Raw genomic sequence first — 22,875 nt, 5'->3', positions numbered from 1 at the left:
CCGCAGTCCACGGTAGCCCTGACCGCCCGGTTCAACCCTGGTTGCCGCAGCCGTGTGGGCGCGGCTCGCCGGTCGCCAGCCGGTCGGTCAGGTCCAGCAACCGCCGACCCAACCGGGCCCGGGCCTGCACAGCGGGGTGGGTGGCGCCGAAGTCGTCCGCCCCGGGTTGACCGGCGGCGAAGAAGGCGTACGTCAGTCGGGGCGCCCCGGCCGTGTCGAAGATCACCCCGGCCTCGTGCCGGGCGTCGCGGAACCAGCCGGCCTTGGTGGCGATCCGCGCCCGCTCGGCCGACGACATGGTGCGTCGCACCCCGTCGGTGAACGCCACCGGCGAACGCAGCATCCGCAGCACGAACTCCGTCGAGGCGGGGGAGAGCAGGGTGCCGCCGACGAGCGCCCGCAGCAGGTCGTGCGTCTCGCGGGCCGTGCTGGTGCCGAGGTGGTACCGGGGCGAGTCGGGCACCGGCTGCACAGACGTGCCCGGGAAGCCCTTCGCCGCCACGATCCGGTTGACCTCGGCGGCCGGGCAGACCTGCGCGCACAGCCGCACCGCGACGTCGTCGGAGACGGTCAGCAGGTTCGCCAGCACGTGTCCCAGCGTCACCCGGCTGGGATAGGCGCCGGCCAACCCGAAGATGCCGTCGCTGTCCGGAGTCGCGAGCTCGGCGGTCACCTCGACCTGACGGTCGAGGGCGAGCAACCCCCGGTCGACCGTGTCCAGCACCGCCGTCGCCACCGCGATCTTGTTGACGCTGTACGCCTCGACCCGGCGGTCCGCCGACTCGTCCACCGCGACCAGCGGGCCGTCCGGCCCGGCGAGACTCAGGTACGCCTGCCAGTCGCCGCCGGCCCGGGCGCGCTCCCGCCGGTACGCCGCTCGGACCCGTGCCGCGATCCGGCTCGGGTCGCTGCGCGGTGCAACCGGTTCGCGAATGGTCCACTCCCGTTCCCGTCATGGACACCTTAGGCCGACGGACGCACACCGGCGCGCGCTCACGGGTTGAGGACCACCTTGACGTAGCCGTCCTCCTTGCGCTGGAACATCTGGTACGCCAGCGGGGCCCGGTCCAGCGGCAGCCGGTGGGTGAGCAGGTCCGAGACACCGAGCGGGTCCTCGTCGGTGAGCAGCGGGACGATCTCGTCGACCCACCGGCGTACGTGACACTGGCCCATCCGCAACTGGATGCCCTCAGCGGCAGCGGGTCGACCTCGCCGTTGTACACCCCGGAGATGGAGACGGTGCCGCCGCGCGGGGACGGCCTTCACCGCGGTCTTGAGCACCACCAGCCTGCCCCACCGGGCCGAGGCCGAAGACGGCCAGCGTGCGGCCGGGCGGCGTGTCCGCGGACCGGACGGCCCGCCAGGCGGTCCGCAGGATGTCGGACAGATGCAGCCAGAGCCCGTCCACGCCGTGCTCCGGCACCGTTGATCGGGCCGAAGTCAGCAGGTACTCCACTTGTCCGCCAGGCACCGAGCCATAGCCACCAGCGCCGCACCTTCCCCCCCCACCTCCCTCCCCGGCCTGCGTGATCAAGGAGTTCTGGTCGCTGACGCTGCGGTCGCGTGACGCAAACTCCTTGATCACCGCGCCCGGGGGTGGGTGGGGAGGGGGAGGGGGGAGGGGGGTGGGTGGGGCGGCCGTTTCGCGCGCGGTTCAGGTGTTGGGGGTCAGGTGCCGGGGGTGTCGTTCCGCTTGGCGGTGGCGGCCAGGTAGTCGCGGTTCAGGCGGCCGATGGTGGTCAGCGGGATGCCCTTCGGGCAGACCACGGTGCACTCGCCCGCGTTGGTGCAGCCGCCGAAGCCGGCCTCGTCGTGCGCGTCGACCATGCCGATCACCCGGGTGTACCGCTCCGGCTGGCCCTGGGGGAGCAGCGAGAGCTGGGTGACCTTGGCAGCGGTGAAGAGCATGCCGGAGCCGTTCGGGCAGGCGGCCACGCAGGCGCCGCAGCCGATGCAGGCGGCCGACTCGAAGGCGGCGTCGGCGTCGGCCTTCGCCACCGGGACCGAGTGGGCCTCCGGCGCGCTGCCGGTGGGGGCGGTGATGTACCCACCGGCGGCGATGATGTTGTCGAACGAGTTGCGGTTGACCACCAGGTCCTTGATGACCGGGAAGGCCCGGGCCCGCCACGGCTCGATGTCGATGGTCTCGCCGTCGGAGAACTGTCGCATGTGGAGCTGGCAGGCGGTGGTGCCGCGCTGCGGCCCGTGCGCGTCACCGTTGATCATCAGGCCGCACATGCCGCAGATGCCCTCGCGGCAGTCGTGGTCGAAGGCGACCGGTTCCTCGCCGGAGAGGATGAGTCGCTCGTTGAGGACGTCGAGCATCTCCAGGAAGGACATGTCCGGGGAGACGTCCTCGACCTGGTAGGTGACCATCCGCCCCTTGTCCTGGGGGCTGGACTGACGCCAGATGCGCAGGGTCAGGTTCACTTGTAGCTCCGCTGCGTGGGGTGGACGTATTCGAAGTTCAGGTCTTCCTTGTGCAGCACCGACGGCTGCCCGGTGGCGGTGAACTCCCAGGCGGCGACGTACGCGAAGTGCTCGTCGTCGCGCTGGGCCTCGCCGTCGGGAGTCTGGTGCTCGGCACGGAAGTGACCGCCGCAGGACTCCTCCCGGTGCAGGGCGTCGATGCACATCAGCTCGGCCAGCTCGAAGAAGTCGGCGACGCGGCCGGCCTTCTCCAGCGACTGGTTCAGCCCCTCGCCGTCGCCGGGCACCCGGACCCGCTGCCAGAACTGGTCGCGCAGCGCCCGGATCTCGTCGATCGCCTTGCGCAGCCCGGCCTCGGAGCGCTCCATGCCGCAGTGCTCCCACATGATCTGGCCCAGCTCACGGTGGAACGAGTCCACCGTGCGGTCGCCGTCGATCGCGAGTAGCCGCTGGATCCGGTCCTCGACGTCGCGCCGCGCCTCGACGGCCGCCGGGTGGCTGCCGTCGACCTGCTCGAACGGGCCGGCGGCCAGGTAGTTGGCGACCGTGTTCGGCAGCACGAAGTAGCCGTCGGCGAGCCCCTGCATCAGCGCCGAGGCGCCGAGCCGGTTCGCGCCGTGGTCGGAGAAGTTCGCCTCGCCGATCACGAACAGGCCGGGGATGGTGGACTGGAGGTCGTAGTCGACCCAGAGGCCGCCCATCGTGTAGTGCACGGCGGGGTAGATGCGCATCGGGACCTCGTACGGGTCCTCGCCGGTGATCCGCTCGTACATCTCGAAGAGGTTGCCGTACTTGGCCTCGATGGCCTTGCGGCCGAGACGCCCGATGGCGTCGGAGAAGTCCAGGTAGACGCCGAGCTTCGTGGGGCCCACGCCACGGCCCTCGTCACAGACGTACTTCGCGGCCCGGGAGGCGATGTCGCGCGGCACCAGGTTGCCGAAGGAGGGGTAGATCCGCTCCAGGTAGTAGTCGCGCTCGTCCTCCGGGATGTCCCGCGGGTTGCGGTCGTCGCCCTTGGTCTTCGGTACCCACACCCGGCCGTCGTTGCGCAGCGACTCGCTCATCAGGGTCAGCTTCGACTGGTGGTCGCCGGAGACCGGGATGCAGGTCGGGTGGATCTGGGTGTAGCAGGGGTTGGCGAAGTACGCGCCCTTGCGGTGCGCCCGCCAGGTGGCGGTGACGTTGCAGCCCTTGGCGTTGGTGGAGAGGTAGAAGACGTTGCCGTAGCCGCCGGAGGCGAGCACCACGGCGTCGGCGAACTCGGTGCTGATCTCGCCGGTGACCATGTCCCGGACGACGATGCCGCGCGCCTTGCCGTCGATGATGATCAGCTCCAGCATCTCGTGCCGGGCGTTCATCTCCACGTTGCCGAGGCCGATCTGCCGCTCCAGCGCCTGGTACGCGCCGAGCAGCAACTGCTGACCCGTCTGGCCCCGGGCGTAGAAGGTGCGCTGGACCTGCGCGCCACCGAAGGACCGGGTGTCCAGCAGGCCGCCGTACTCGCGGGCGAACGGGACGCCCTGGGCGACGCACTGGTCGATGATGTTCACCGACATCTCGGCCAGCCGGTGCACGTTCGACTCCCGGGAGCGGAAGTCGCCGCCCTTGACGGTGTCGTAGAACAGCCGGTGCACCGAGTCACCGTCGTTGCGGTAGTTCTTGGCGGCGTTGATGCCGCCCTGCGCGGCGATCGAGTGGGCCCGGCGCGGGCTGTCCTGGTAGCAGTACGACTTGACCCGGTAGCCCTGCTCGCCCAGCGTGGCGGCGGCGGCTCCGCCGGCCAGGCCGGTGCCGACCACGATCACGGTCATCTTGCGCCGGTTGGCCGGGTTGACCAGCTTGGCCTCGAAACGGCGGCGTTCCCACCGGGTCTCGATTGGCCCGTCGGGAGCCCGGGTGTCGGCGATCGGGTCGCCCTCGGTGAACAGATCCATGGTCAGGACACCAATCCGGTGAGTACGGCGAACGGGACCAGGAGGTAGCCGGCGCAGAGGACGACGGCGAAGGTCAGCGCCACCAGGCGGGCCCGCTGCTCGCCCCGGGGCGTCTGCTGCCCGAGGCTGCGCAGCGCGCTGAAGATGCCGTGCCGCAGGTGGAAGCCGAGCGCGACGATCGCCAGCGTGTAGAAGAGCGTGACGTACCAGCGCGACGGCGCGAAGTCGGCCACCACGTTGGCGTACGGCCGGGACGGGTCACCGACCGGGTTCAGCGTGCCGGTGGTGAGGTCGAGGATGTGGTAGATCACGAAGAGCAGGATGATCACGCCGCCCCAGCGCATGGTGCGGGCGGCGTAGCTGCCCCGGACCTTCTTGCGGTGGGCGTAGCGCACCGGGCGGGCGGCGCGGGCGCGCAGCGCGAGGACGGTGGCCGCCCAGATGTGGCCGAGCACCGAGACCAGCAGGCCGATCCGCATGATCCAGAGGAACCAGACGTGCGGCAGCACCGGTCCGCCGATGTCGCGCAGCCAGTGCGCGTAGTCGTTGAACGACGCGTCGCCCGCGAAGACCTTGAGATTGCCCAGCATGTGCGCGATGAGGAAGAGCACCAGGAAGATGCCCGTCACCGCCATGACCGCCTTCAGTCCGACATTGGATCGGATGGGCGACCGCGTTCTCGTCGTGACTACCACGAGCCCGACGCTAGGAGTACTTTGATCAGTCGTCCAATGCATCGACACCGCAGTCTTGATAGCCATAAGCTATGTAGATGCAGCTCCATCAGCTGAAGTACTTCGTAGCGGTGGCAGAAGTACGACATTTCACCCAGGCGGCCGACATCGTCGGCATAACTCAGCCCTCGTTGAGTAAGCAAATTCACGCCCTGGAGGACAGCCTCGGTGCCCCGCTGTTCGAGCGGGTAAGGGGGAACATCGCCCTCACCGCCGCCGGGGAGGTGCTGCTGCCGCTGGCCAAGCGGATCCTGGCCGACGTCGACACCGCCACCCGGGAGGTGCAGGAACTGGTCGGCCTGCGGCGCGGCCGGGTACGCCTCGGCGCCACCCCCAGCCTGGCCACCTCGTTGGCCCCGCCGGTGCTGCGGCTGTTCCGCGACGCGCATCCCACCATCGACCTGCGGGTGGAGGAGGGCGGCTCGCAGGACCTGGTCCGGGACCTGCTCCGCGGCGACCTCGACCTGGCGCTGATCATCATGCCGGCCCAGGGCACCGACCCCGGGCTGCGTGCCGACCCGATCCTGCGGGAGAGCCTGGTGGTCGCCTCGGTCGACCCGCTGCCGACCGCCTCGACCGGCGGCGACCTGCGCATCACCGACCTGCGCGACCAGCCGCTGGTGATGTTCCGCGAAGGCTACGACCTGCGCGACGCCACCCTCCAGGCGTGCCGCGCCGCCGGGTTCGAGCCGACGCTCTCCGTCGACGGCGGCGAGATGGACGCGGTCCTCAGCTTCGTCGAGGCCGGGCTGGGCGTCGCGCTGGTCCCCGGCATCGTGGTGGCCCGGCGGCCCGGCATCCGGGTCACCCGACTGGCGCCCCCCGGGGTCCGCCGCACCATCGCGGTGGCCCGCCGCCGCGACGTGGTGCCGACCCACGCCGGCCGCGAACTGCGCCGCATCCTGCTGGAGTACGTGCAGACCGCCACCGCCGGCGCGCAGCTCCCACCCGGCGTGGAACCCCTGACCTAGCCGCTCTCCGCGTCGTCCATGGCACGGTAGATGCGCTGCTCGGAGACCGGGTACGGGGTGCCCAGCGCCTGGGCGAAGACGTTCACCCGCAACTCCTCGATCATCCAGCGGATCTGCCGCACCGCGGCCGAGTTCCGACGGGCAGCCGGCAGCGCCGCGACCATCTCGTCGTACTCCCGTTGGACCACCGCGACCCGGTCCTGTTGCTGCTTGTCCCGCTGCGGGTTGGCCGCCAACCGGTCCATCCGTCGCTCGATCGCGGTCAGGTAGCGCAGCAGGTCGGGCAGGCGGGCGTACCCGGCCTCGGTGATGAATCCGGCGTGCACCAGCCGGGTGAGCTGGGCGCGGATGTCGGCCAGGGCGGCCACCACGGCCAGGTTCCTCGTCGCGCCGAGTCGCTGCTGCACCGCGTACGCCGCGCCGAGCACCGCCCGGACCCGATCCATCACCTCCACCACGGTGTCCACCAGCCCGGCCCGCACGGTGTCCCGCAGCGCGGCGAAACCCTCGGCGTCCCAGGCCGGTCCACCGGCGTCGGCGACCAGCTTGTCGATCGCCGCCCCGGCCGCGTCCTCGATCAACGCCTGCACCCCGCCGTGCGGGTTGCGGGACAGCGCCAGCTTCGCCTCGTTGGACAGCCGCCCCTGGAGGAACTTCGCCGGCGACGGCACGGTCAGCCGCAGCAGCCGCCGGGTGCCGGCCCAGTGCGCGGCCTCCTGCTCACCGGCGGAGTCGACGACGCGTACGCCCACCGTGGCGCCCTCGTCCACCAGCGCCGGGTACGCGGTCACCGCGTACCCGGCCCGGACCTGCTCGATGGTGCGCGGCAGGGTGCCGATCTCCCAGCCGGTCAGCCCGGTACGCGCCACGTCCGGCGCGGCGGCGGCCACCACCTGGCGTACCTCCGCCGTGAGCCGACGTTGCAGGGACGGCAGGTCCTTGCCCTCGGCGACCGGCTTGTCGTCCTCGCCGAGCACCCGGAACGTGACCCGCAGGTGCGCCGGCAACCGGCTCAGGTCCCAGGCGTCGCGAGGGACCGTCACCCCGGTCATCCGGCGCAACTGCCGGGTCAGCGCGTCCAGCAGCGGCTCCTCGCCGGGGGTGATCGCGGCCAGTGCGGCGCGCGCGAAGTCCGGCACCGGCACGAAGTTGCGGCGGACCGGCTTCGGCAGCGACCGGATCAGCGCGATCACCAGCTCCTCGCGCAGCCCCGGCACCTGCCAGTCGAAGCTCTCCGCCGGCACCTGGTTGAGCAGCGGCAACGGGATGTCCACCGTCACCCCGTCGGTCGGCGTGCCCGGCTCGAAGGTGTACGTCACCGGCAGGCTGACCCCGTCGGCACTCCACGAGTCCGGGAAGTCGGCCTCGTCCACCCCGCCCCGACCGGCGTTGACCAGCAGCTCGCGGGTGAAGGTGAGCAGGTCCGGCCGCTCCCGGCGGGCCGTCTTCCACCACCTGTCGAAGTGCCGTCCGGAGACCACGTCGGCGGGGATCCGCTCGTCGTAAAACTGGAAGATCGTCTCGTCGTCGACCAGGATGTCCCGCCGCCGAGCCCGGTTCTCCAACTCCTCCACCTCGGCCAGCAGCCGCTGGTTGTCCCGCCAGAACTGGTGGTGGGTGGACCAGTCGCCCTCGACCAGCGCGTGCCGGATGAACAGCTCCCGACTCAGCGTCGGGTCGATCCGGCCGAAGGTGATCTTCCGAGACGTGACCAGCGGTACGCCGTAGAGCGTCACCTTCTCGTACGCCATCACCGCCGCCTGCTTCTTCTCCCAGTGCGGCTCGCTGTAACTGCGCTTCACCAGGTGCTGGGCGAGCGGCTCGACCCACTCCGGTTCGATCCGCCCGTTCACCCGCCCCCACAGCCGGGACGTCTCCACCAGCTCGGCGGCCATCACCCAGCGCGGCGGCTTGCGGAACAGCGCCGACCCCGGGAACAGCCCGAACTTGGCTCCCCGGGCACCCAGGTACTCGTGCTTCTGGGCGTCCTTCAGGCCGACGTGGGACAACAGACCGGGCAGCAGCGACTGGTGCACCCGGGGAGTGTCGATCTCCTCCGGCAGGTCCGCGTTCGGCGTACGCAACACCTGGCGCAACTGGCTGACGATGTCCTGCCACTCGCGAACCCGCAGGTAGTTGAGGTACTCGGCCTTGCACATCCGGCGGAACGCGCTCGACGACAGGGCCCGTTGCTGCTCGCGCAGGTGACGCCAGAGATTGAGGTACGCGACGAAGTCCGATTCCTTGTCGGCGAACCGGGCATGCGCCTGGTCCGCCTGGGCCTGCCGGTCGGCCGGACGTTCCCGCGGATCCTGGATCGACAGCGCGGCGGCGATCACCATCACCTCGACGGCACACCCGTTGCGCTCGCCCTCCAACACCATCCGGGCCAGCCGGGGGTCGACCGGAAGCTGGGCGAGCCGCCGCCCCAGCGCGGTCAGCCGGCGGGCCGGATCGGTCTCCGTCGGGTCGAGGGCACCCAACTCGTGCAGCAGGTTGACGCCGTCGGCGATGTTGCGCCGGTCCGGTGGGTCGATGAACGGGAAAGCGGCGATGTCGCCCAGCCCGATCGCGGTCATCTGGAGGATGACCGAGGCCAGGTTGGTCCGCAGGATCTCCGGGTCGGTGAACTCGGGCCGGGCCAGGAAGTCCTGCTCGTCGTAGAGCCGGATGCAGATACCGTCCGAGGTACGCCCACAGCGGCCCTTGCGCTGGTTGGCGCTGGCCTGCGAGACCGGCTCGATCGGCAGCCGCTGCACCTTGAGCCGCTGCGAGTAGCGGGAGATCCGCGCGGTCCCCGGGTCCACCACGTACTTGATGCCCGGGACGGTCAGCGAGGTCTCCGCCACGTTGGTGGCCAGCACCACCCGCCGCCCACCGTGCGGGGCGAAGACACGGTGCTGCTCGGCGACGCTGAGTCGGGCGTACAGCGGCAGGATCTCGGTGTGGCGCAGCGCCGGCCGGTTCTCCACGAGCCTGCCCAGCGCGTCGGCGGTGTCCCGGATCTCCCGCTCGCCGCTGAGGAACACCAGGACGTCGCCGGGCCCCTCGGCGGCCAACTCCTGCACCGCGTCGCCGATGGCCTGGACCTGGTCGCGGACGTTCTCCTCGTCCGTGTCGTCGGCGTCCTCGTCGACCTCGACCAGCGGGCGGTACCGCACTTCGACCGGGTACGTCCGACCGGACACCTCGACCACGGGCGCCGGCACCCCGTCCGGATGCTCGGCGGTGGGCGGCCCGGCGAAGTGCCGGGCGAACCGGTCGGTCTCGATGGTCGCCGAGGTGATGATCACCTTCAGGTCCGGGCGGCGGGGCAGGAGCTGCCGGAGGTAGCCGAGAATGAAGTCGATGTTGAGGCTACGCTCGTGCGCCTCGTCGATGATCAGCGTGTCGTACTGGCGCAGCATCCGGTCGGTCTGCAACTCGGCCAGCAGGATGCCGTCGGTCATCAGCTTGACCAGGCTGTTCTCGCCCACCTGATCGGTGAAACGCACCTTGTAGCCGACCACGTCACCGAGCTGGGTACCCAACTCCTCGGCGATCCGGTCCGCGACCGTACGCGCCGCCAACCGCCTCGGCTGGGTGTGCCCGATCAGCCCGTGCACCCCACGGCCCAACTCCAGGCAGATCTTCGGCAACTGGGTGGTCTTGCCCGAGCCGGTCTCCCCGGCCACGATCACCACCTGGTGGTCCCGGATCGCCGCCGCGATGTCGGCCGCCCGCTCGCTGACCGGCAACTGCGCCGGGTACGTCACCGCCGGCACCGCCGCCCGTCGGGCCGCCAGCCGCGCCTCCGCCTCGGCCACCTCGACCACGATCTCGGCGAGCGTCGCCTCCCGACGCTGCGGATCGCGTACCTTCCGCAACCCGTCCAGCCGCCGACGCAGCCGACGCTGGTCGCGGAACATCAACGGGGAGAGGCGACGGTGCACCTCGCGAACGGGATCGGTCGCGGCGGTGGTGGCTGGATTCTGCATGTCGTGGCCAAGGATAGGCAGCGCGCCGCCGACCCGCCTCCTGGTTACCCCCGGTGCGTGAGGAACCGGATGCCCGGATGTAAGGAAGGGTCCCCTGCTAACGCCTCAGGCATAGGAAGGGTCCCCTCCTAACACCGTGCGCGCCTGCACCGCGTGGGTGTGAGCAGAGCGGCGGTCTATCGTTGACCGCCGAGCCGGAGCGAGCACGGGAACGCCGATGACGATGCGTGACACCGACCGGGCGCTGGTGCAGGCCGCCAGCGCCGTGGCCAAGCTGCGCTGCCGCAGCGCCGCCCACACCCTTGCGGCGGCGGCCCGCACCGTCGACGGACGGATAGTCTCCGGCGTGAACGTCGTGCACCCCACCGGGGGTGCCTGCGCCGAGGTGGTCGTGGTGGGCACCGCGGCGACCCAGCACGCGGGCGAACTGGAGACGATCGTCACCGTGGGCGATCGCGGTCGGATCCTGGTGGCCCCCTGCGACCCGTGCCGGCGGCTGCTGGCCGACCAGTTCCCGGCGCTCCGCGTGATCACCGGCACGGTCGAGGACCCCCAGGTGAACCAGGTGACCGAGCCACCCACCACGCCCGGGTAACCCACCTGGCCTCGCGCGGTGCGCCCGTCCTCATGATCCGCGCAACCTCAGTGATACTGCTGCCTCCAAGGGAGCCTGAGACAGCACATCGCTGAAGGTGCGCGGATTGTGCATCGGTGTCGCGTCGGGCGTGCTCTCGATCGCGTCGCCGGCCGGGCCGAGCTGTGCCGACAGGCGGTGCGCTCGGCGGGCGGGTGGTCCGGCACCGGCTGGCACCGGACCACCACCGAGGTCGGAGGAGAACGACAGAGCCGACCGACGACGGGATGACCGGTTACGGACGTGCGGGGGAGAGGGGCGTCAGGCGGCGGCGGACCAGATGGCGCGGAAGGCGGCGGCCTCCCCGGCCAGCCAGCGTTCGATCTCGTCGGACTTGGCGCTGTCGGGCATCCGATGGGTGGTGCCGCGGCGCACGTCGACCAGGACCGGCTCGGCGTGCGGCAGGACGGCGTCCATGTGGCGGGCGGTCAGGTGCAGGGCGGCCAGGGTCGCCTCCTCGCTGGGCGGCGCCTCGTCGAAGTGCAGGCGGACCGCTTCGGCACGGCCGTCGGCGTACCGGATGCCGAAGTGGGGGTTGATCTTGATGGGTAGGTCGCCGAGCATGGCCAGGGCGTCGCGGGTCTGCGCCAGGTCGACGGTGGCCGGCTCGCCGAGCGAGTGCAGCCAGGCGGTCGCGCCGGGCGTCAGGGCCTGGTAGAGCGGTCGCCAGCGGGGCTTGACCACGTCGACCACCTGGGTCAGGTGGGTGCCGCCGGTGTGGAAGGCGATGTCGGCCTTGAGCGCCTTGACGAACTGGCCGTGCGGGTTGAACCCCGAGCGGCTGGCCCGCTGCCGACGCAGGCCGCCGACGAAGCTGGCCTTGGTGGGCCCGGTACGGCCGACGTACCGGGTGAAGCCGAGGAGGGTGGCGTACGGCGTGAGGGGGGCGGAGGTGGGCGCTGTCACGAGCATCCTCCCAGGTCAGGAACTCGATTAGTACATATATTCTAATCGACGGGTCTGACATCGCCCAGAGGAGATAAGGGGCCGATCGGACTGCGCTGACGGGTCCGGATCGGCCAGGTCCGCAACCCTGTCCGGGTCGGCGCGAACGGGTCGGTCGGCGCCTTCGGTCGGCGGGGCTCGGGCGTCGTCCGCCGGGTCGGCGCGGCTGTCCGCTGCGGCACCGCCGCCACCGGGAGCGGCATGGGTGCGGGGGCGGCCGGCCGGGTCACGAGCAGCAGCGCCACCAGCAGCCACACCACCGTCGCCACCCGGTTGACCGTGGTGGTGGGCAGTCCCAGCGACCCGACGACGACCACGACCAGCAGCCCGGCGCCGAACCGCACCACGGCGCGGTCGGTCCGGCGGCGGGACCGCCACCAGAGCACGACCAGCATGGCCAGGATCGCGGTCTGCGCCACCACGCCGAGGACGCCGGCCATCACCAACGCCTCCACCCATGCCGAGTCGTAGGCGATGCGCAGCCCGTCCATGCCGAAGCCGGTCCACGGCGAGTGGGTGAACACGATCCCGGCGGCGTCGGCGAGCGTCGAGTTCTCGCCGAAGCGGCGGGCCGAGTACAGCGACAGGAGGCTGCCGGACTGCTCACCCGGGGTGAGCCACGCGTCGAGGAGCATGCCGCCGATCGGCGAGTCGGGCCGCCGCGCCTGGTGATCGAAGACGGCCAGGACGCCGCTGACGGCCAGCGCCGCGCCGACCCGGGTACGCCACGGCGAGCCGGCCCAGGTCTGCCAGATCGCCACCGGCAGCCCGACCAGCAGGAAGATCTTGGACGCGGTGAGGAGCCCGCCGATGGTGAGCAGGACCCCGGCGGTGGCGAGCGGGACGGGCCGGCGACGCAGCAGGAACACGGCGGCGACCAGCCCGAGGCTGTACATGACACCGGCCTCGGCCGGTTGGTTGAACACGCCCGAGTAGCGGCCCATCGTGGCGGCTCGCTCGGCGGTCGTCACCGTGCCGGTGTCGCCACTCCACCAGGCGCTGAGGATGTGGTCGTACGCGCCGGGGTCCATCAGCATCGCGTACGCCAGGATCGCGTTGGCGGCGAGGATCGTGACGAGCGTCCCGGCGGCGAACCGCAGCAGTCGCAGCCGGTCGACGTCACCGGAGACGATCAGGTAGCCGGCGGTCAGGACGATCGCCGGCAGGAGCAGGTTGTCCAGCCCGGCCCAGAAGCCGACCGTGCGCATCCCGGTGGGGAGGTGGGCGTCGCCGATCGACGCCACGGCGGCGACCGTCGGATAGGCGACGAGCAGGGCGGCGAGCGCCACGACCGGCCCGGGGGTGGTCGGCAGGCGTCGGGCACGGGCCAGGAACGCGAGCACCGCGACGGCGCAGACGGCGAGCTGCTCGGTACGGACGCCGGACACCACGTACGGGCCGAACGACGCCGCCACGAGCACCACGACGGCGCCGTCTGCGGAGCGCTGCCCGGGAAGGATGCGTCGTCTATGTGATGGCATGTGAGCGTCGACCCCCACTGTCAAGGAACGCCCCATTTTGTGCCGCCGATCTGCGGGTACGGCGAAGCCCGGCCCGCTCGGCGCGTCGCGCCGCCGAGGTCCGGTTGGTCGGGTGACCGGGAGACGCCTAGAGCTGGCCGACGTCGGTGACGCGGACCACCGCCGCCCCGGCCTCGTCGGAGGCGGCCAGGTCGACCTCGGCGCTGATGCCCCAGTCGTGGTCGCCGTCCGGGTCGTCGAGGATCTGCCGGACGCTCCAGCGTTCCCGACCCTGCTCGATCATGAGCAACGCGGGGCCACGGGCGTCCGGCCCGGTGCCGATCTCCGGGTACGCCTCGAAGTACGGCTCCAGCGCGTCCGCCCAGGCGTCGGCGTTGAACCCGGATTCGGCGTCCAGCTCGCCGAGGGCGTCCCAGTGCCGCAACGCCGCCAGTTCCACCCGCCGGAACAGGGCGTTGCGCACCAGCACCCGGAACGCCCGCGCGTTGCGGGTCACCGCGGCCGGTCGATCGTCCAGGGCGGCGGCGACGTCGGGCAGGTCGCCCGGGTTGCGCAGCCGCTCCCACTCGTCGATCAGGCTGGAGTCGACCTGCCGGACCAACTCGCCGAGCCACTCGATCAGGTCGACGAGTTCCTCGGTCTTGGCCTCCTCGGGCACCGTCTGGCGCAGCGTCTTGTACGCGTCCGCGAGGTAGCGCAGCACCAGCCCCTCGGACCGGGACAGCCCGTAGAACTGCACGAACTCGGTGAACGTCATCGCCCGCTCGTACATGTCCCGGACCACGGACTTGGGGGAGAGCTGGTGGTCGGCCACCCACGGATGCCCCTGCCGGTACATCTCGTACGCGTTGTCGAGCAGCTCGGCCAGCGGCTTCGGCCAGGTCACCTCGTCGAGCAGTTCGATGCGGGCCTCGTACTCGATGCCCTCGGCCTTCATCGCGGCGACCGCCTCACCACGGGCCTTGAACTGCTGCGCGGACAGCACCTGGCGAGGGTCGTCGAGGATCGACTCGATCACCGACAGCACGTCCAGCGCATACGACGGGGAGTCGGTGTCCAGCAACTCGATGGTGGCCAGGGCGAGGGGCGACAGCGGCTGGTTGAGCGCGAAGTCCAGTTGGAGGTCGACGGTGAGCCGGACCCGCCGCCCGGTCTCGTCCGGCTCGGGCAGTTCCTCGACCACACCACCGGCCCGCAGCGCGCGATAGATGGCGATCGCCCGGCGGATGTGCCGGCGCTGCGCCGCCGCGTCCTCGTGGTTGTCGGTGAGCAGGTGCCGCATCGCGGCGAACGCGTCGCCGGGACGGCCGATGACGTTGAGCAGCATCGAGTGGCTGACCTGGAAGCTGGAGGTCAGCGGCTCCGGCTCGGCCGACACCAGGCGGTCGAAGGTGGGCTGGCCCCAGCCGATGGAGCCCTCCGGCGGCTTCTTCTTGACCACCTTGCGCCGCTTCTTCGGGTCGTCACCGGCCTTGGCGAGCGCCTTCTCGTTCTCGATCACGTGCTCGGGCGCCTGCACGACCACCCGACCGAGGGTGTCGAAACCGGCCCGACCGGCCCGGCCGGCGATCTGGTGGAACTCGCGCGCCTTGAGCAGCCGGGTCCGTACGCCGTCGTACTTGGACAGGCCGGTGAACAGCACGGTGCGGATCGGCACGTTGATGCCGACGCCGAGGGTGTCCGTACCGCAGATGACCTTGAGTAGACCTGCCTGGGCGAGCGTCTCCACCAGCCGGCGGTACTTGGGCAGCATGCCGGCGTGGTGCACGCCGATGCCGTGACGGACCAGGCGGGACAGCGTCTTGCCGAAGCCGGAGGTGAACCGGAAGCCGCCGATGGCCTGGGCGATCATGTCCTTCTCGGCGCGGGTGCAGACGTTGACGCTCATCAGCGCCTGTGCGCGCTCCAACGCGGCGGCCTGGGTGAAGTGCACGACGTACACCGGGGCCTGCTTGGTCTGCAGCAACTCTTCGAGCGTCTCGTGCAGCGGCGTCATCGCGTACGAGAAGAGCAGCGGGACCGGCCGCTCGGCCGAGCGGACGACGGCCGTCGCCCGGCCGGTACGCCGGGTCAGGTCGTCCACGAACCGGGTGGTGTCGCCCAACGTGGCCGACATCAGCACGAACTGCGCCTGCGGCAGCTCGATCAGCGGGACCTGCCAGGCCCAGCCCCGGTCGGGCTCGGCGTAGAAGTGGAACTCGTCCATCACGACCTGGCCGACGTCGGCGCGGCTGCCCTCGCGCAGCGCCAGGTTGGCCAGGATCTCCGCCGTGCAGCAGATGATCGGCGCGTCGGCGTTGACGCTCGCGTCACCGGTCAGCATCCCGACGTTCTCCGCGCCGAACACCTCGCAGAGCGCGAAGAACTTCTCCGACACCAGGGCCTTGATCGGCGCGGTGTAGAACGTCGTCCGGTCGTCGGCCAGCGCGGCGAAGTGCGCGGCGATCGCCACCAGGCTCTTGCCGGAGCCGGTCGGCGTATTCATGATCACGTTCGCGCCGGAGACGATCTCGATGACCGCCTCCTCCTGGTGGGGATAGAGGTCCAGGCCGCGCTCGGACGCCCAGCCGGCGAACGCGTCGTAGAGGGTGTCGGGGTCGGCGGTCTTGGGCAGCGCGGCGGTGAGAGTCATGGCCGGTCCATCGTGCCTGTCGCCGCCCCACCAACGCCAACCGGGGATGCCGCCCGCCGCCCGCCGCCGGGCCGTGGGTTCGGATGTAAGGAGGGGTCCCCTGCTATACACCAGGCGTTAGCAGGGGACCCCTCCTTACATCTGGGAGCCCGCGCGGCACAGCCTGAGAGCGCAGCGCTTCAGCGGCGGCGGTACATCAGGTCGGCGATCGGCCGTCCCGCCCGCAGCGCCCGCCGTTCGAACCGGGTGACCGGCCGGTGCTCCGGCCGGGGCGCGACCCCGTCGTAGAGGTTGACCAGGCCGGGGTCGGCGTCCAGCGTGAGCCGCATCGACGCCGCGTACTCCGCCCAGTCGGTCGCGCAGTGCAACGTGCCGCCCGGCGCCAGCCGGGACCGCAGCAGCGCCACGTGCGCCGGCTGGATCAGTCGCCGCTTGTGGTGCCGCGACTTGGGCCACGGATCCGGGAAGAACACGTGCACCGCGTCGAGGGAGTCGGGCGGCAACAGGCGTACCAGGTCCAGCGCGTCACCCTCGGCGATCCGGAGATTGCCCAGCTCGCGCTGGTGCACGAGGTCCAGGAGGTTCGCGATTCCCGGCGTGTGCACCTCGACCGCCAGATAGTCTCGATCCGGGTCGGCGGCGGCCATCTCGGCGGTCGTGTCGCCCATGCCGGACCCGATCTCGACCACCAGCGGTGCCCGCCGGCCGAAGAGGTCGACCGGGTCGAGTCGGTCGACATCGGCCACCCGCAGGGCGTACATCGGCCACAGGTGCGTCAACGCCGCCGTCTGACGGTCGCTCATCCGGCCGCCACGCGGGTGGAAGGTGCGGATCGGCCGCGCCGGGTGGGGCGGCGCGGACACGGTGGGAAGCGGGTCGGTGGAGGTCACAGCGAACCGAGCCTACGCGAGCATCGCGCCGGATCGGATGTGAGGTACGACCGGGAGTGAGACCATCATCCCGTACGGCAGGCCGGGTGTCCGCAGCGGCGTCCGGCGACTGCTCCGGCACGCCGGGAGGGGGCATCGTGTCAGTGACCCGCACTCGTCGGGTGCCGTTGCTGCTCGTCGCCGCCCTGCCACTGCTGGCGGCCGTACTCGCCGTACCGCTGCTGCCGCCCGGTCCCGCCCGGGCCGGCGTACCCGTCGCTGCGCGCTCCGGTCCGACGGCCGCCCCCGCCGCGCCGTGGTCCGACCTGACGGCCGTCCGTGCCGCCGCCCCGCAACCGGATCCGACCGGCGTGGTCGCCGCCCCGCAACCCGGCCCGAACGTCTTCGTCGAGGTCATGCCGAGCACCGTCGAACCGGGCCACATGGTCGGCCTGCGGGCGAGCTGCCAGGACAACTCCGTCGGCGCGATCGTCGTCTCGGACGCCTTCGGCCGGGTCGCGGTGCAGCCGCAACGCGGCCTGCTCTTCGGGACGGCGATGGTCAAGGACCGGGTGCTCCCCGGCAACTACCGGGTCAAGCTGGAGTGCCGGGGCGGCGAGACCGCGTCGACGATGGTCCAGGTCGTACGCCAGATGAAGCCCAGCCGAGGCCCGGCGACCGGTTTCGGCGGCGCGGCCGGCGGTGTCGCCTCCGGGCTGCTGCTGCCCGGCGGGCTCGCGCTGACCGTCACCGGGATGGTCGTCTGGGTCGCCGCCACCCGTCGGCGCGGCACGGGCGGGTGAGCCCGCCGTGCCCGCCCCGCGCGCCCCCCGTCCCACCGGCTCCGGCGGTACGCCCCGCACCGGCCGCCCGTCGCCCGTCGCCGGTGCCCCGCGTAGCCGCCCGGTAGCCAGCCCGCCCCGCCCCGACCTCTTCGTGCCCGATCCGCCGCGTCCCGGCCCCCGCCCACCCACGGTCGCCGCACCCGGCACCTCTCGTCCATCCGTGGCCGCCTCGCCGGTTAGCGCTCACCCTGCCGTGGCCGCCTCGCCGGGGACGCCGTACCCACCGACTGCCACACCGCGCAGGTCGCGTCCCTGGGCACACCTTCCCGTCGACACCCCACCTCCGGGGCCGGGCGGACCACCGCCGGGTTCGGGCGTACCGTCGCCGGATCGGGCGTACCCGACCGACCTGGACGGGCCGGTTCCGCCGGACGTGCAGGGCCGGGCCCCGATCGGCGCCGGTGCCCGCGTCCGAGCCCGCCGTGCGCAACGGGTCGAGCGCTCCGGCCGTCGCCCGTGGTCGCTGCCGCTGGCCGTGGTGCTGGTGCTGGTGGGTGTCTTCGCCACCGGAGCCGGGCTGGGTCGTACCGCCGGTTCCCCGCTGGGCTGGGCCGCGACCGGCGGCGAAGCGGCGTCGACCTCGGCACCCGCGACGCGGACCGTGGCTCGACCGGTGAGCCTGTCGGTGCCCTCGATCGACGTCTCCGCCCCGGTGAAGCCGGTCGGCGACGCACCGGACGGCACGATCGGGGTGCCGCCGCTGAGCCGACACCAGGAGACCGGCTGGTACGACCGAGGCCCGGTCCCCGGCGACCCCGGCCCGGCGGTGATCGTCGGGCACGTGGACACCAAGAGCGGCCCGTCGGTCTTCTACGACCTGGGCAAACTGCGGGTGGGCGACACGGTCGAGGTGAAACGCGAGGACGGCTCGGTGGCGGTGTTCACCGTGGACTCCGTCGAGCACTTCCCGAAGGACCAGTTGCCGGCCGACCGTGTCTACGGTCACGACGGCCCACCGACCCTGCGCCTGATCACCTGCGGCGGCCAGTGGCTCGGTGGCCAGGACGGCTACGCCGACAACGTGATCGCCTTCGCCAGCCTCACCACCACCCGCCCCGCCTGACCATCCCGGTGTCGGCGTCCTCGTCGGCGCGGCCGGACGGCACGGGCGGGGCCGGGCGGGATTCTCGCCCGCCCCGGCTCCCCGTCGCCAGGGTGTGAGCGGCTGCTGGTCAGGGGACCTGCTGAACGACCTCGAACTCCAGGAGAGCGGCGCCGGAGGCGACCGGGGGACGCTGCTCGGCACCGGGTGGGGCGGCGTGGGCGGCCCGGGCGGGACCGTTGGCCCAGTCCTGGTACGCCTGCTCGGTCTCCCACCGCGTGTACACGAAGTAGCGGTTCTCACCGGCCACCGGGCGCAGCAGCTCGAAGCCGAGGAAACCGGGGGAGTTCTCCACGGCGCGGGCGCGGGCGGCGAACCGCTTCTCCAACTCCGCACCGGCACCGGGCGGGACGTCGATCGCGTTGATCTTCACAACTGCCATGTCTCCACCCTAGACCCGGATGAGCGCATCAGATCTTGGTGCACGGATGCCCCGCCAGGGGCCGTTTCGTACCGAGATCGGCGGGAGAGGTGGTGGGCGGGTGGGGCGGGGTCAGAAGGACTCGACCGTCGGCACGAGGTCGACGTCGACCACGATCGGCGCGTGGTCCGAGGGGCCCTTGCCCTTGCGGGCCTCCCGGTCCACGTACGCGGAACGGACCGCGCGGGCGACCGGCGCCGAGGCGTACACCAGGTCGATCCGCATGCCCTTGTTCTGGTGGAACATCCCGGCCCGGTAGTCCCAGTAGGTGTACGGGTGCGGCCCCTTCATCGGGGTGGGCACCACGTCGTCGAGGCCGAGGTCGCGCAGCGCCGCCAGGGCGGCCCGCTCGGCCGGCGTGACGTGGGTGGAGGTCGCGAACAGCGCCGGGTCCCACACGTCCTCGTCGGTCGGGGCCACGTTGAAGTCGCCGCAGACCGCGAGCGCCGGCCCGCCGGTCAGTTCCGCGTCCAGCGCGTCCCGCAGCGCCGCCAACCAGGCCAGCTTGTACGCGTAGTGCGGGTCGTCGGGGGCCCGCCCGTTCGGCACGTACACCGACCAGACCCGCAGCCCGTCGCAGGTGGCGGCGATGGCGCGGGCCTCCGGCTCGGGGAACCCGGGTTCGCCGGGGAACCCGACCGTGACGTCGGCGAGCCCGACCCGGGACAGCACGGCCACGCCGTTCCACCGGCCGTCGCTGTGGCTGGCCACGGTGTAGCCGAGTTCACCCACCTCGGCGACCGGGAACGCGCCGTCGGGGCACTTGGTCTCCTGTAGGCAGACCACGTCCGGCCCGGTGCCGGCCAGCCAGTCCAACAGGCGGGGCAGGCGGGCCTTCACCGAGTTGACGTTCCAGGTCGCCAGGCGCATGGTGCCAGCCTGCCGTATCCCGGCCCGTCCCGCCCGACGTCGCAGGAGCCCGGCGGTTCGCGGTGTGCGCGGCGCTGTGCGGTGTGCGGTTCGCGCAGGGGCGAAGTGTTAGGAGGGGACCCCTGCTCTGCACGAGGCGTTAATAGGGGGCCCTTCCTTGCACGCGGAGCGGCCGTTACGCCTCCGGCGGGCGGGTCTGCTCGGCGAGGAAGCGTTCCAGTTCGGCGCCGAGTTCCTCGGCCGTGGGCAGCGGACCGTTCTCGGCGGCGAGCAGGTTCCGCTCGCCCTTGCCCCGGGCGAACGCGTCGTACTGCTCCTCCAGCGCCTGCACCAGCGCGCTGGCCTCGTCGTTCTGCGCGACCTGCCGGTCGATCTCGACGCGTACCACCTCGGCGGCCGAGTGTAGCCCGTCGCGGGGGAGCAGCAGCCCGGTGCTGCGCGACACCGACGCCAACAGCACCTCGGCGGCGGCCGGGTACTCGGCCTGCGCCACGTAGTGCGGCACGTGGGCGGCGAAGCCCAGCGCGTCCCGGCCCGCCTCGCCGAGGCGGAACTCCAGCAGGTGTCCCACGCTGCCGGGGACCTGCACCCGTTGCAGCCACGGCTCGTAGCCGGCGATCAGGTCACGTCGGGTGGCGTGCGCGGTCACGCCGGTCGGGCGGGTGTGCGGCACCGCCATCGGGATCGCGTTCAGCCCGACGGTGAGCCGGACGTCGAGCCGCTCGGCCAGACCCGACACGGCAGCCACGAACCGCTCCCACTGTAGGTCCGGCTCGGGTCCGGTGAGCAGCAGGAACGGGGTCTCGTCGTCGTCGCTGAGCAGGTGCAGCTCCAACGCGGGCGCGTCGTAGCTCTCCCAGTGGTCCTCGACGAAGGTCATCACCGGACGCCGGGAGCGGTAGTCGAACAACTGGTCGAGGTCGAACCGGGCGATCGGGCGGGCGTCCAGCGAGGTGAACAACTGCTCGCGGGCCAGCCGACTGGCGTTACCGGCGTCGACGAAGCCGGTGAGGGCCTGGATCAGGACCGGTTGCCCGAGGTCGGACAGATCGTCGGTGAGTTCGTAGAGCTCGTGTGGGTCGAGCACCGGTGCGGCCTCCCTGGTTTGCGCGTCACGGGTCGCCGGGTTGACGGCGTCCCGATCGCCAGAACGTACCCGTCATCCTGATGCATTCCTGTTGCGGCGAGCCGTTCGCCCCGGCATCGGTGTAGCAACAACCGACCGGGGTACCGCGTTGCCGTCACGAGGTACACATGGAGGGAAGTCACCGAAGGGAGAGCGATGAGCGATTCCGTCCCCGCCGACGGTCAGCCCGTCACCCCGGCACCGGCCGGGCCGGCGTCCGCGGGCGAGGCCGTCGAGGCCCCGCCGGCCACGCTCTGGGACCGCATGCGCCAGGATCCGCAGTACGCGCCGGAGCACCTCGCCATCGAGGCGGTGCGCCGGCTCGGGCCGGAGGCGGAGCGGTGGGCCCGGCAGGCCCGCGCCGACCATCCGCGCCTCACCGAGGAGGCCCTGGCAGAGAAGGCGGTACGCCGGTTCGTCAACCGGGCGCGGCTCTCCGGTGCGGTCTCCGGTGCCGCCGGACTGCCCGGTGCGGTGATCGACGTGGGGGTGCTGGCCTGGACCCAGGCGCGGATGGTGCTGCACATCGCCGCCGCGTACGGGGTGGACCCGACCCACCCGGACCGCGCCGCCGACCTGCTGGTGTTGCAGAAGGTGCACAAGGTGGCGGCGAGTGCCCGGCTGGCGCTGGCGGTGGCGGCCGGGCGGGAACGCGCCGGTGCGTTGTTCGGCGGTGGCGGCGGGCAGCAGGCGCTGAGCCGGGTGATGCTGCGGTTGGGCGTACGACTGGCCCAGATGGCCGGCGTCCGCGCCGCGAAGCGACTCTTCGCCAAGGTGGTGCCCGGCGCCGCGATCGTGCTCGGCACCTGGGCGAACTCCTCGGCCACCAAGGGACTGGCCGAACGCTCCCGGGCCATGTACCGCCGGCCCGACGGCCCGCCCATCCCGGCACCGCGGATCTCGCCCGAGTAGTCCGGCGGGTGCGCCTTCGCCGACGGTCAGTCCGCGTAGCCGGAGGAGCGCCAGGTCACCTCGGCGAGGCGGGACTGACCGTCGGTGTTCGGGTGGAAGTAGTCCAACCGGTTGACCAGGTCCAGGTCGAAGCGCACCCGGTGTACCGCCCCGCCGTCGTGGCGGCACCGGGAGCCGTACGCCCGGCAGGCCGCCCGGAGTTGGTTGTTGTAGGCGTCGATCCGCTCCCGGAACTCGGCCCGGCGGGCCCGGTCGGCGGGGGCGTCCGAGGTCGCGTCGGCCAGCAGCGTCGGGCAGACGCCGCGCCGCCAGGCACGGGCCGCCCGGGAGTCGTCGTGGCCGACCTCCCAGAGGCGGTACAGGTCCGGGATGCTCACCACCAGCACCCGCGCCTTCGGGCGGCCCTCGCGCAACACCCGCAGCCCTCGGTCGATCTCGGCCCGGAACTCGGTCACCGGGGTCATCGCCCCGATCGTGCTCCGGCAGGCGTCGTTGGCGCCGATCAGGACGGTCACGTAGTCGGCGCGGTCGCGTACCGCCCGCTCGGCCTGCCCGGCCAGCGCGGCGGCCCGCGCGCCCGCACGGGCGTGGTTGTGGGCGTGGCCGCGCAGCCCCGGGTTGCGGTCCACCAGCTTCCGGTAGTGGCTCTCCACCCGCAGGCCGTCCCCGGTCGACCAGGAGTTGCGTTCGCACGAGGTCAGGACCAGGCAGGAACCGAACCCGGTGGTGATCGAGTCGCCGAGCGCGGCGACGACCTTGGGTGAGCCGGCCCGGGGTGTGTCGTCGCTCGGCCGTGGTGTCGGTTCCGCACCGGCCTCGCAGGCGAGCGCGACCAGTGCGAGCAGGCTGACCACGACGGTGGTCCAGCGTTTGGGCATGAGTTCCCCAGCCTCACAGCACAGAGCGACAGCATGGTGACTCTACGCGTGGGGCGGGTGGTGCTCCCGTGTCGATGTCGGAGATGCGGCAGAGACCTGTCGCGGTCGAGGGCC

The 22,875-nt window shown here is 71.9% G+C and carries 19 protein-coding genes; 5 read left to right on the top strand and 14 right to left on the bottom strand.

The features are described from left to right. Positions 1-31 precede the first annotated feature (31 nt). The 5 genes from ACIBMZ_RS05140 to ACIBMZ_RS05120 form a co-directional block, all read right to left on the bottom strand. Complete coding sequence (locus ACIBMZ_RS05140) at positions 32-790, bottom strand: serine hydrolase (RefSeq protein WP_396691245.1); 759 nt, start codon at positions 788-790, stop codon at positions 32-34. A gap of 203 nt (positions 791-993) precedes the next feature. Further along, complete coding sequence (locus tag ACIBMZ_RS05135) at positions 994-1,173, bottom strand: hypothetical protein (RefSeq protein WP_396691243.1); 180 nt, start codon at positions 1,171-1,173, stop codon at positions 994-996. Positions 1,174-1,668: 495 nt separating this feature from the next. Next, complete coding sequence (locus tag ACIBMZ_RS05130; RefSeq protein WP_396691241.1) at positions 1,669-2,430, bottom strand: succinate dehydrogenase/fumarate reductase iron-sulfur subunit; 762 nt, start codon at positions 2,428-2,430, stop codon at positions 1,669-1,671. Then, complete coding sequence (locus ACIBMZ_RS05125) at positions 2,427-4,364, bottom strand: fumarate reductase/succinate dehydrogenase flavoprotein subunit (RefSeq protein ID WP_396691239.1); 1,938 nt, start codon at positions 4,362-4,364, stop codon at positions 2,427-2,429. The genes ACIBMZ_RS05130 and ACIBMZ_RS05125 overlap by 4 nt, the downstream gene beginning before the upstream one ends. Positions 4,365-4,366: 2 nt before the next feature. Next, positions 4,367-5,059, bottom strand: coding sequence for a succinate dehydrogenase cytochrome b subunit (locus ACIBMZ_RS05120; protein WP_396691238.1), 693 nt, complete (start codon positions 5,057-5,059; stop codon positions 4,367-4,369). 77 nt (positions 5,060-5,136) lie between these two features. Here ACIBMZ_RS05120 and ACIBMZ_RS05115 point away from each other — a divergent pair, with 77 nt between their 5' ends. Beyond that, complete coding sequence (locus ACIBMZ_RS05115) at positions 5,137-6,069, top strand: LysR family transcriptional regulator (RefSeq protein ID WP_396691236.1); 933 nt, start codon at positions 5,137-5,139, stop codon at positions 6,067-6,069. Here the strand turns inward: ACIBMZ_RS05115 and hrpA are convergent. Then, on the bottom strand, positions 6,066-10,046 hold the full coding sequence (hrpA, locus tag ACIBMZ_RS05110; RefSeq protein WP_396691234.1) for an ATP-dependent RNA helicase HrpA: 3,981 nt from the start codon (positions 10,044-10,046) through the stop codon (positions 6,066-6,068). The two genes, ACIBMZ_RS05115 and hrpA, sit on opposite strands and share 4 nt — an antisense overlap. A 217-nt stretch (positions 10,047-10,263) precedes the next feature. Between hrpA and ACIBMZ_RS05105 the strand changes: the two genes are divergently transcribed. Next, positions 10,264-10,641, top strand: coding sequence for a cytidine deaminase (locus ACIBMZ_RS05105; protein ID WP_396691232.1), 378 nt, complete (start codon positions 10,264-10,266; stop codon positions 10,639-10,641). A 300-nt stretch (positions 10,642-10,941) separates the two neighbouring features. Here the strand turns inward: ACIBMZ_RS05105 and ACIBMZ_RS05100 are convergent, their stop codons facing one another. The 4 genes from ACIBMZ_RS05100 to trmB form a co-directional block, all read right to left on the bottom strand. Continuing rightward, the gene (locus ACIBMZ_RS05100; protein ID WP_396691230.1) at positions 10,942-11,586 is read right to left on the bottom strand and encodes a hypothetical protein; all 645 of its coding nucleotides are present in this window, start codon (positions 11,584-11,586) and stop codon (positions 10,942-10,944) included. Between the two features lie 41 nt (positions 11,587-11,627). Continuing rightward, complete coding sequence (locus ACIBMZ_RS05095; protein WP_396691229.1) at positions 11,628-13,106, bottom strand: O-antigen ligase family protein; 1,479 nt, start codon at positions 13,104-13,106, stop codon at positions 11,628-11,630. Between the two features lie 127 nt (positions 13,107-13,233). Next, the gene (locus ACIBMZ_RS05090; RefSeq protein WP_396691227.1) at positions 13,234-15,738 is read right to left on the bottom strand and encodes a DEAD/DEAH box helicase; all 2,505 of its coding nucleotides are present in this window, start codon (positions 15,736-15,738) and stop codon (positions 13,234-13,236) included. Between the two features lie 179 nt (positions 15,739-15,917). Continuing rightward, positions 15,918-16,628: a tRNA (guanosine(46)-N7)-methyltransferase TrmB gene (gene trmB, locus ACIBMZ_RS05085; RefSeq protein WP_396691225.1), complete on the bottom strand. Its 711-nt coding sequence runs from the start codon at positions 16,626-16,628 to the stop codon at positions 15,918-15,920. Positions 16,629-16,771: 143 nt separating this feature from the next. Between trmB and ACIBMZ_RS05080 the strand changes: the two genes are divergently transcribed. Both ACIBMZ_RS05080 and ACIBMZ_RS05075 read left to right on the top strand, forming a co-directional pair. Then, positions 16,772-17,410: a hypothetical protein gene (locus tag ACIBMZ_RS05080; RefSeq protein WP_396691223.1), complete on the top strand. Its 639-nt coding sequence runs from the start codon at positions 16,772-16,774 to the stop codon at positions 17,408-17,410. A 433-nt stretch (positions 17,411-17,843) separates the two neighbouring features. Beyond that, on the top strand, positions 17,844-18,515 hold the full coding sequence (locus tag ACIBMZ_RS05075; protein ID WP_396691872.1) for a class F sortase: 672 nt from the start codon (positions 17,844-17,846) through the stop codon (positions 18,513-18,515). A gap of 109 nt (positions 18,516-18,624) precedes the next feature. Here ACIBMZ_RS05075 and ACIBMZ_RS05070 read toward each other — a convergent pair whose 3' ends face one another. From ACIBMZ_RS05070 to ACIBMZ_RS05060, 3 genes are all read right to left on the bottom strand, one after another. Then, complete coding sequence (locus ACIBMZ_RS05070; RefSeq protein ID WP_396691221.1) at positions 18,625-18,936, bottom strand: antibiotic biosynthesis monooxygenase family protein; 312 nt, start codon at positions 18,934-18,936, stop codon at positions 18,625-18,627. A 111-nt stretch (positions 18,937-19,047) separates the two neighbouring features. After that, positions 19,048-19,845: an exodeoxyribonuclease III gene (locus tag ACIBMZ_RS05065; protein ID WP_396691219.1), complete on the bottom strand. Its 798-nt coding sequence runs from the start codon at positions 19,843-19,845 to the stop codon at positions 19,048-19,050. A 175-nt stretch (positions 19,846-20,020) separates the two neighbouring features. After that, on the bottom strand, positions 20,021-20,932 hold the full coding sequence (locus ACIBMZ_RS05060) for a proteasome assembly chaperone family protein (RefSeq protein WP_396691217.1): 912 nt from the start codon (positions 20,930-20,932) through the stop codon (positions 20,021-20,023). Between the two features lie 195 nt (positions 20,933-21,127). Here ACIBMZ_RS05060 and ACIBMZ_RS05055 point away from each other — a divergent pair, with 195 nt between their 5' ends. After that, on the top strand, positions 21,128-21,883 hold the full coding sequence (locus ACIBMZ_RS05055) for an EcsC family protein (protein WP_396691215.1): 756 nt from the start codon (positions 21,128-21,130) through the stop codon (positions 21,881-21,883). Positions 21,884-21,909: 26 nt separating this feature from the next. On the opposite strand, the gene ACIBMZ_RS05050 is transcribed toward ACIBMZ_RS05055, so the two are convergent. Continuing rightward, entirely contained in the window at positions 21,910-22,761 is an 852-nt protein-coding gene (locus ACIBMZ_RS05050) for a GDSL-type esterase/lipase family protein (RefSeq protein ID WP_396691211.1), read from the bottom strand. Positions 22,762-22,875: the final 114 nt, after the last annotated feature.

The organism is Micromonospora sp. NPDC049900 (assembly GCF_044461025.1).
Taxonomy (GTDB): Bacteria; Actinomycetota; Actinomycetes; order Mycobacteriales; family Micromonosporaceae; genus Micromonospora.
The sequence above is the reverse complement of the archived record's forward strand: the minus strand, read 5'-3'. Positions and strand labels throughout refer to the sequence as shown.

Coding starts and splice junctions, on each gene's coding strand:
- ACIBMZ_RS05050 (WP_396691211.1), bottom strand. CDS start 22,761: ATGCCCAAACGCTGGACCACCGTCGTGGTCAGCCTGCTCGCACTGGTC.
- ACIBMZ_RS05115 (WP_396691236.1), top strand. CDS start 5,137: ATGCAGCTCCATCAGCTGAAGTACTTCGTAGCGGTGGCAGAAGTACGA.
- ACIBMZ_RS05135 (WP_396691243.1), bottom strand. CDS start 1,173: ATGGGCCAGTGTCACGTACGCCGGTGGGTCGACGAGATCGTCCCGCTG.
- ACIBMZ_RS05095 (WP_396691229.1), bottom strand. CDS start 13,106: ATGCCATCACATAGACGACGCATCCTTCCCGGGCAGCGCTCCGCAGAC.
- ACIBMZ_RS05125 (WP_396691239.1), bottom strand. CDS start 4,364: ATGGATCTGTTCACCGAGGGCGACCCGATCGCCGACACCCGGGCTCCC.
- ACIBMZ_RS05055 (WP_396691215.1), top strand. CDS start 21,128: ATGAGCGATTCCGTCCCCGCCGACGGTCAGCCCGTCACCCCGGCACCG.
- ACIBMZ_RS05070 (WP_396691221.1), bottom strand. CDS start 18,936: ATGGCAGTTGTGAAGATCAACGCGATCGACGTCCCGCCCGGTGCCGGT.
- ACIBMZ_RS05105 (WP_396691232.1), top strand. CDS start 10,264: ATGACGATGCGTGACACCGACCGGGCGCTGGTGCAGGCCGCCAGCGCC.
- ACIBMZ_RS05090 (WP_396691227.1), bottom strand. CDS start 15,738: ATGACTCTCACCGCCGCGCTGCCCAAGACCGCCGACCCCGACACCCTC.
- ACIBMZ_RS05065 (WP_396691219.1), bottom strand. CDS start 19,845: ATGCGCCTGGCGACCTGGAACGTCAACTCGGTGAAGGCCCGCCTGCCC.
- hrpA (WP_396691234.1), bottom strand. CDS start 10,046: ATGCAGAATCCAGCCACCACCGCCGCGACCGATCCCGTTCGCGAGGTG.